The 8,064-nt window shown below is 67.5% G+C and carries 8 protein-coding genes; 4 read left to right on the top strand and 4 right to left on the bottom strand.

Annotation, left to right across the window (positions count from 1 at the left end; genetic code table 11):
• On the bottom strand, window positions 1-173 hold a 173-nt coding region (locus QWY76_RS10135), incomplete at its 3' end, for an NADP-dependent isocitrate dehydrogenase (RefSeq protein WP_290311463.1).
• Between the two features lie 181 nt (window positions 174-354).
• On the opposite strand from QWY76_RS10135, the gene icd reads away from it, so the two are divergent.
• From icd to clpA, 3 genes are all read left to right on the top strand, one after another.
• Window positions 355-1,611, top strand: coding sequence for an NADP-dependent isocitrate dehydrogenase (gene icd, locus QWY76_RS10130; RefSeq protein ID WP_290311063.1), 1,257 nt, complete (start codon window positions 355-357; stop codon window positions 1,609-1,611).
• Window positions 1,612-1,790: 179 nt separating this feature from the next.
• Window positions 1,791-2,153, top strand: a complete 363-nt coding sequence (clpS, locus tag QWY76_RS10125) for an ATP-dependent Clp protease adapter ClpS (RefSeq protein ID WP_290311062.1) — start codon at window positions 1,791-1,793, stop codon at window positions 2,151-2,153.
• Between the two features lie 135 nt (window positions 2,154-2,288).
• Entirely contained in the window at window positions 2,289-4,565 is a 2,277-nt protein-coding gene (gene clpA, locus QWY76_RS10120) for an ATP-dependent Clp protease ATP-binding subunit ClpA (protein ID WP_290311061.1), read from the top strand.
• A gap of 108 nt (window positions 4,566-4,673) precedes the next feature.
• Here the strand turns inward: clpA and infA are convergent, their stop codons facing one another.
• The 3 genes from infA to aat form a co-directional block, all read right to left on the bottom strand.
• Entirely contained in the window at window positions 4,674-4,892 is a 219-nt protein-coding gene (infA, locus tag QWY76_RS10115) for a translation initiation factor IF-1 (RefSeq protein ID WP_013332816.1), read from the bottom strand.
• Window positions 4,893-5,186: 294 nt separating this feature from the next.
• Window positions 5,187-5,924: an arginyltransferase gene (locus QWY76_RS10110; RefSeq protein ID WP_290311060.1), complete on the bottom strand. Its 738-nt coding sequence runs from the start codon at window positions 5,922-5,924 to the stop codon at window positions 5,187-5,189.
• Window positions 5,925-5,955: 31 nt separating this feature from the next.
• The gene (gene aat, locus QWY76_RS10105; RefSeq protein ID WP_290311059.1) at window positions 5,956-6,693 is read right to left on the bottom strand and encodes a leucyl/phenylalanyl-tRNA--protein transferase; all 738 of its coding nucleotides are present in this window, start codon (window positions 6,691-6,693) and stop codon (window positions 5,956-5,958) included.
• Window positions 6,694-6,849: 156 nt separating this feature from the next.
• Between aat and QWY76_RS10100 the strand changes: the two genes are divergently transcribed.
• Window positions 6,850-8,064: DNA translocase FtsK (locus tag QWY76_RS10100; protein WP_290311058.1), on the top strand; the 1,215-nt coding region annotated here is incomplete at its 3' end.

Raw genomic sequence — 8,064 nt, 5'->3', positions numbered from 1 at the left:
GCGAGGTAGTCAGAAAACTGTGAGAGAATCCGTGCCGCCAGGGAGATGTCGCGAGTTTCCACGGCGATGCCGGCAGCGTCGGTGAAGGCGTCGATGATCGGTAGCAGCGAGTGGGTCGCCAGCGCAGGCGCTTCGTCGGTGAACGTGTAGATAATCTTCGGCGTTTGGGGCATGGGGCGTGGATCTCTCTGGTCGCTGCGGTGGCGTGGAGTGGGGGCCAGACACGGGCGCCCCGGCGAAAAGGGGGGGGCAAGTGTATCAAGATTGTCGACAAGTGTCCCACCAAGCTTACTCCCGGTGGGGGGCGGTGGTACACTCCGGGCTCCACTGAACAGACCAGAAGGGGAGTTCGCCATGGGGTTCAACAAGATCGTCGTTCCTGAGAGTGGCCAGAAGATCACCGTCAACGCCGACAACACCCTGAATGTGCCGAACAATCCGATCATCCCGTTCATCGAGGGTGACGGTATCGGTGTCGACGTGACGCCGGCCATGAAGATCGCCATCGATTCCGCCGTCCAGAAGGCCTATGACGGCGAGCGCAAGATCCACTGGATGGAGGTCTATGCCGGCGAGAAGGCCACCCAGGTCTACGACGCCGACACCTGGCTGCCGGAAGAGACCCTCGAAGCGGTCAAGGACTACGTGGTCTCCATCAAGGGCCCGCTGACCACCCCGGTGGGCGGTGGCATCCGCTCGCTGAACGTCGCCCTGCGCCAGAAGCTCGACCTCTACGTGTGCCAGCGACCGGTGCGCTGGTTCGAGGGCGTGCCGAGTCCGGTGAAGGAGCCCGGTGACGTGGACATGGTGATCTTCCGCGAGAACTCCGAGGACATCTATGCCGGCGTCGAGTGGAAGGCCGGCTCCCCGGAAGCCGACAAGGTGATCAAGTTCCTGCGCGAGGAAATGGGCGTCACCAACATCCGCTTCCCCGAGATGTGCGGCATCGGCGTCAAGCCGGTCTCCGAGGAAGGTACCAAGCGCCTGGTGCGTCAGGCCATCCAGTACGCGGTGGACAACGACCGTGCCTCGGTGACCCTGGTGCACAAGGGCAACATCATGAAGTTCACCGAGGGGGCCTTCAAGGACTGGGGCTACGAGATCGCCAAGGAGGAGTTCGGTGCCGAGCCGCTCGACGGCGGTCCCTGGATGACCTTCGAGAACCCCAGGACTGGCAAGGACATCATGGTCAAGGACGTGATCGCCGACGCCATGCTGCAGCAGATCCTGCTGCGCCCGGCCGAGTACGACGTCATCGCCACCCTGAACCTCAACGGTGACTACATCTCCGACGCCCTGGCCGCGGAAGTCGGTGGCATCGGCATCGCACCGGGCGCCAACCTGTCCGACGCCGTGGCCATGTTCGAGGCGACTCACGGCACCGCCCCCAAGTACGCCGGCCAGGACAAGGTCAACCCGGGCTCGCTGATCCTCTCCGCCGAGATGATGCTGCGCCACATGGGCTGGGTCGAGGCCGCCGACCTGGTGCTCAAGGGCATGGAGAAGGCCATCTCCAAGGGCGAGGTCACCTATGACTTCCATCGCCAGATGAAAAACGCCACCCTGTTCAAGTGCTCCGAGTTCGGCCAGGCCGTCGCCGACAACATGTAACGTCCGGCGCCGCGACCCGGGCCCCCGTTCGCCTGGCGGACGGGGGCCCTTTTGCGTCCTGGCCGCCCCGGCGTGAACCCTGCCGCCCCGGTGGCGTCCAAACACGGTTGAGACGCTCCGCGGTGCTCGGCTTGTCGATATCGATAGTGATGCTTATGTTCAAGAGAAAGGAGGAGGGCATGGTGGACCGTCTCGCTATGCCCCGAGCCGGGATGACGCGTCCCTCGGGGCCTGAGGAGGAAGGCGACGACGACCTGGCGGTCCAGGCGTCGGAGCCGGAGTTGGCGCAGCCGCCGATGTACAAGGTGGTGCTGCACAACGACGACTTCACGCCCATGGAGTTCGTCGTGGAGGTCCTGCAGAGCTTCTTTAACATGGACAGCGAGACCGCGGTGCAGGTGATGCTGGCCGTGCATACCCAGGGCAAGGCCACCTGTGGCGTCTTCACCCGCGACATCGCGGAAACCAAGAGCCATCAAGTCAATCAATACGCCCGCGAGTGCCAGCATCCGTTGCTGTGCGACATCGAGGCAACGGATTGACCGTCGGCATGGTCGAAGGGAGGAGCGGCGTGCGTTGGCGGGGTGACTTGCAACGCCGTCGTTTGTACCCGATGTTGATGATGCCGGACCGAGTTAGATCCGACGCAAGCCCTAAGCGGCGAGAAGGGGACTGCCATGCTGAGCAAAGAACTTGAACTGACCCTGAACACGGCCTTCACCGTGGCGCGCTCGAAGCGTCACGAGTTCATGACCGTGGAGCACCTGCTGCTGGCGCTGCTCGACAATGCCTCGGCGGCTGACGTGCTGCGTGCCTGTGGGGCCAATCTCGACAAGCTGCGGTCCGACCTGCAGGATTTCATCAATTCCACCACGCCGCTGATTCCCGAGGATCAGGGCGACCGCGAGACCCAGCCGACGCTGGGCTTCCAGCGCGTGTTGCAGCGTGCCGTCTTCCACGTGCAGTCCTCCGGCAAGAGCGAGGTCACCGGGGCCAACGTGCTGGTGGCGATCTTCTCCGAGCAGGAGAGCCAGGCCGTCTATTTCCTCAAGCAGCAGAACGTGGCCCGGGTGGACGCCGTCAACTACATCGCCCACGGCATCTCCAAGGTGGCCGGTCATGGCCAGAGCCCCAGCTCCCCGTCCCCCGAGGCGGAGGATGCCGAGGAGGCGGGCGGCGAAACCGGCGGCAATCCGCTCACCGGCTACGCCACCAACCTCAACGAGCAGGCGCGGATGGGCAAGATCGACCCGCTGATCGGGCGTGACCACGAGCTCGAGCGGGTGGTGCAGATCCTTGCCCGGCGGCGCAAGAACAACCCGCTGCTGGTCGGTGAGGCCGGCGTCGGCAAGACCGCCATCGCCGAGGGGCTGTCCAAGCGCATCGTCGAGGAGGACGTGCCTGAGGTGATCGGCGACGCCGTCGTCTACTCGCTGGACATGGGCGCGCTGCTGGCCGGGACCAAGTACCGCGGCGACTTCGAGAAGCGCCTCAAGAGCCTGCTGGCCGAACTGCGCAAGCAGCCCAACGCCATCCTGTTCATCGACGAGATCCACACGGTGATCGGCGCCGGGGCGGCCTCCGGTGGGGTGATGGACGCCTCCAACCTGCTCAAGCCGCTGCTGTCCTCCGGCGAATTGCGCTGCATCGGCTCCACCACCTTCCACGAGTTCCGTGGCATCTTCGAGAAGGACCGGGCGCTCGCGCGTCGCTTCCAGAAGGTCGATGTCATGGCGCCCTCGGTGGAGGACACCATCCGCATCCTCAAGGGGCTGCGCTCGCGCTTCGAGGAGCACCACCGTCTCAAGTACACCGATGCGGCGCTGGAGAGCGCCTCGCGGCTGGCGGATCGCTATATCAATGACCGGCACCTGCCGGACAAGGCCATCGACGTGATCGACGAGGCCGGCGCCCACCAGCGGCTGCTACCGCCGGAGGTGCGGGTCGACACCATCGACGTCGACCAGGTCGAGGCGGTGGTCGCCTCCATCGCGCGGATTCCGCCGAAGAGCGTGTCCAGCTCCGATCGCAAGCTGCTGGCCAATATCGACCGCGACCTCAAGATGCTGGTGTTCGGCCAGGACGAGGCCATCGACAGCCTGGCGGCGGCCATCAAGCTGTCCCGGGCGGGCCTCAAGTCGCCGGACAAGCCGGTGGGCAGCTTCCTGTTCGCCGGTCCCACCGGGGTCGGCAAGACCGAGGTCGCCCGCCAGCTGGCCCATATCATGGGCATCGACCTGGTGCGTTTCGACATGTCCGAGTACATGGAGCGCCACACCGTGTCGCGGCTGATCGGGGCGCCCCCGGGCTATGTCGGCTATGACCAGGGCGGCCTGCTGACCGAGGCGATCACCAAGCAGCCCCACTGCGTGCTGCTGCTCGACGAGGTCGAGAAGGCCCATCCGGAGGTCTTCAACCTGCTGCTGCAGGTGATGGACCACGGCCGCCTGACCGACAACAATGGCCGCGAGGCGGACTTCCGTCACGTGATCCTGATCATGACCTCCAATGCCGGGGTCGAGCAGGCCACGCGGCGATCCATCGGCTTCCAGACCCAGGATCACTCCACCGATGCCATGGAGGTCATCCGCAAGACCTTCTCGCCGGAGTTCCGCAACCGGCTCGACGGCATCATCCAGTTCCATGCGCTGCCCACCGAGGTGGTGCGCAACGTGGTCGACAAGTTCCTGATCGAGCTCCAGGCGCAGCTGGACGAGAAGCGCGTGCAGCTCGACGTGGACGAGGCGGCTCGGGACTGGCTAGCCGAGAAGGGCTACGATCCGGACATGGGCGCCAGGCCCATGGCGCGGCTGATCCAGGAGAAGCTCAAGAAGCCGCTGGCCGAGCTGATCCTGTTCGGCGAGTTGGCCGAGCATGGCGGGGTGGTGCACGTCAGCGTCGAGGACGGCGAGCTGCACCTGGCCTCGGAGTCGGAACTGGCCGACGCGCCCTGATCACGGCGCGTCAACCGCTCCCATGAACACAGCGCCCTGTCTGCGGACGGGGCGTTGTTCGTCTGGGCAGGCGTGATCGATAGGGTGGGCCGGCGGGCCCGGCAAGGCTCAGCGGGAGCGATAGACGATGCGGCCCTTGGACAGGTCATAGGGAGTCAGCTCGACCTTGACCTTGTCGCCGGTGAGGATACGGATGTAGTTCTTGCGCATCTTGCCCGAGATGTGGGCGGTCACCACGTGGCCGTTCTCGAGTTCGACCCGGAACATGGTGTTGGGCAGCGTGTCGACGACGACGCCTTCCATTTCGATATGGTCTTCGCGTGCCATATAGGCGATTCCTCGCTGGTGAAAACAAAAGAAGAGCGGCACGTGCTGCGGTGCGTCCGCCTGTGCCGATCAGGATAGCGCGATATTGTGCCGCATGCCGGTCGCCAAGGCAAAAAGGAGTGCCGGCAGGGGCGCGCGGGTCGGCCATCGAAGGGGGACGGTCGGGGGCGTCGACGGGTCCCGGTGCGCCGGATCCTCGAGGAGGCGCAGTCACCCTTCCCTGGGGAGCACTCGTGCCTGGCGGCGCGCTCGCGTCACCGGCGCCTTCGGGCTGGCGATGAGGGGGGCGGGCGCTCAGCTGGGGATCAGGCGCCGCCAATGGCGTCCCTCGAGCATTTCCAGGGGCTGGAAGGCCTGTTTGTAGGCCATCTTGCGACACTCCTGGATCCAGTACCCGAGGTAGACATGGGGCAATCCCAGGGTGCGGGCCCGTTCCACCAGGGCGAGGACCGCGAAGGTGCCCAGCGAGCGGCGCTCGAGCTCGGGGGCGGGATCGAAAAAGGTGTAGATGGCCGAGAGGCCGTGTTCGAGCTGGTCGAAGGCGGATACGGCCAGCAGCCGGCCATCCAGGCGCAGCTCCAGCAGGCGCGCATAGTCCTGGTCCAGGGTCAGGAAGGTGCGGTACTGCTCATGGCTCGGCGGATACATGTCGCCGTCGCTGTGCCGGGTGCGGATGTACTGCGCGTAGAGGGCATAGTGCTCGACATCGAAGAGGGCGGGACGCACCCGCAGCTCGAGATCCGCATTGCGACGGACCAGCTTGCGCTGGGTGCGGTTGGCGGAGAAGTCGGCCACCGGGATGCGCACGGAAATGCAGGCACTGCAGCCCTCGCAGTGGGGGCGATAGAGGTGCCGGCCACTGCGGCGGAAGCCCAGCAGGGCGAGGGCATCGTAGACGCCCCCTCCCGGCGACTCCTGGGGGTCGAGAAACAGCGTCGTCGCCTCGCGTCCCGCCAGGTAGCTGCAGGTGTGCGGCACGGTCAGGAAGAACCGCAGGTCGCGTATCGGCTGCCGGGGAGTGTTGCTGCTCAAGGCTGCCGTCTCCTATGCATGCGGGGCCGGTTCATCGTGCGGCGTCGAGTCTCGCGAACGTCCATGCCGGCGCCAGGAGGGCGCAGACCTCCTCGACCCGGGTGGTCTCCGGCATCTCGCTCAGCCACTGTTCAAGATAGCCGATGAACTCCTCCCGGGCGATGTCCCGGGCCCCCAGGCTGGCCAGGTGGGCGGTGTGCATCTGGCAGTCGATCAGCCGGCCGCCCTCGGCGGCCATGGTGCGTGCCAGGGCCACCAGGGCGACCTTGGAGGCGTCCGGCACCCGGGAGAACATCGACTCGCCGAAGAATACCGGACCCAGCGCGATGCCGTAGAGACCGCCGACCAACTGCGCATCCTGCCATACCTCCACCGAGTGGGCCGCACCGAGGTCGTGCAGCCGGGCGTAGGCGGCCTGCATCTCGGCGGTGATCCAGGTCTCGGGCTGGTGGCGACGGGGAGCCGCGCAGGCCGCGACCACGGCCTCGAAGGCGCTGTCGGCGGTCACCCGGAAGCCACCGTTGCGCAGGCGCTTGGCGAGGCTGCGACGCACCCGCACCTCCTCGGGGAAGAGCACCATGCGCGGGTCCGGACTCCACCACAGGATCGGCTGCCCCGCGTTGTACCAGGGGAAGATACCGTGGCGGTAGGCGGCCAGCAGCCAGGCCGGGCTCAGCTCGCCGCCGGCGGCCAGCAATCCGCCCGGGTCGGCGAGGGCGGTGGATACCGGGGGGAAGCGGACGGGGCGCTCGGGGAGCCAGGGCAGCATGGCGTCGTGTCTTCCGGATAACGTTAGCCACTAGTGTGACGGGCCTGGTGACGGGGCTCAAGTCGGCGACTGCCCCTGTGACGGTCGGCCTTGGCTCGGTATGATTGGTGGCCGTTGAATCTGGAAGGCGCCGAATGGCGCAAGGGGGATGGCCGCTTGACTGCCAAGAAGAAGTCCGCACCGCACAGCCGTGCGGCGAACGCCAAGGAAACGGCAAGACGCTTCGGCCTTCGGCTGCAGGGGTCGGCGCGGGAGGGCGTCGTGATCCTGTTGTTGGCGGCCTGCGTCTTCCTGTTGCTGGCGCTGTACAGCTTTCGCCCGGAGGATCCGGGCTGGTCGCGCAGCGGCCCGGAGACCGAGGTGGCCAACTGGATGGGCGCCTTCGGCGCCTGGCTGGCCGATGTGCTCTATTCGCTGTTCGGCGTCAGCGCCCTGTGGTGGCCCGGCATGCTGGGCTTTGCCGCCTGGTGGCTGATCCGTTCGCGGCAGGTGTGCCTGGAGTGGGACGCCACCGCCCTGGCGGTGCGCTGCGGGGGGCTGGTGCTGCTGCTGCTGGGCACCACCACCCTGGGCGCGCTGCATTTCTACCACCCCGAGAGCACCCTGCCCTATTCCGCGGGGGGCATCCTCGGTGAGGGCCTGGTCGGGGCCTTGCTGCCCCTGGTGGGCAGCGGCGGCACCTCGCTGCTGGCGCTGGCCGCCATCCTGTGCGGCGTGCCGCTGTTCACCGGCCTGTCCTGGCTGACGGTGATGGACGAGTTGGGCCGCCTGGTCCTGCTGGCCTGGCGCTGGGTCGCCGAGCGCTTCGCCTTCCGCCGCGAGACCGAGGCGGATGCGGAGGATGAGCCGTCCCCGTCTCGTCAGGCGGCGCCGCAGCCGGACGAGGCGTCCGAGCAGGCACCGCGCCCCGCCTGGTGGCGGCGACTGCTGCCGGGACATGCCGAGTCGGCCATGCCGGCGCTGCAGGGCGCCGGCGGCCGTCGCGATCCCGGCTTCGGCGATGACGGCAAGACCGAGATCCCCTGGGACGTGCCCGAGCGCACGCCATCCGCCAAGCGCCCCGAGGCGGCCTATACCGCCCGTGAGCCGAAGGTGTCGCTGGAGCCCACCGTGCCTCCGGGCGCGGCATCCGGTGCCTCCCCCGCGCGCGAGGCACCCTCGGCCGCGCGTCGCGACGAGCCCGAGCCCGAGCCGCTCCGGGCGACCCGCGACGAGCCGGAACTCGCCGAGGGCTCGTCGTCGCGCCCGGCGACCCCGCCCCGGGCCTCGGCCTTCGTGACGCCGCAGGCGCCACCCTCGGCCGACCCCGCTCCGCGCGAGCCGTCGCTGTCCGCCCGCGACGAGCGGCCGAGTCCCGCCCCGTCCGGGCCG

Origin of the sequence: Halomonas maura (genome assembly GCF_030409305.1) — a bacterium.
Taxonomy (GTDB): domain Bacteria; phylum Pseudomonadota; class Gammaproteobacteria; order Pseudomonadales; family Halomonadaceae; genus Halomonas; species Halomonas maura.
The sequence above is the reverse complement of the archived record's forward strand: the minus strand, read 5'-3'. Positions and strand labels throughout refer to the sequence as shown.

What these genes read in the sequence shown, in the direction of transcription:
- icd (WP_290311063.1), top strand. Translation starts at nt 355, where the DNA reads ATGGGGTTCAACAAGATCGTCGTTCCTGAGAGTGGCCAGAAGATCACC.
- clpS (WP_290311062.1), top strand. Translation starts at nt 1,791, where the DNA reads ATGGTGGACCGTCTCGCTATGCCCCGAGCCGGGATGACGCGTCCCTCG.
- clpA (WP_290311061.1), top strand. Translation starts at nt 2,289, where the DNA reads ATGCTGAGCAAAGAACTTGAACTGACCCTGAACACGGCCTTCACCGTG.
- infA (WP_013332816.1), bottom strand. Translation starts at nt 4,892, where the DNA reads ATGGCACGCGAAGACCATATCGAAATGGAAGGCGTCGTCGTCGACACG.
- aat (WP_290311059.1), bottom strand. Translation starts at nt 6,693, where the DNA reads ATGCTGCCCTGGCTCCCCGAGCGCCCCGTCCGCTTCCCCCCGGTATCC.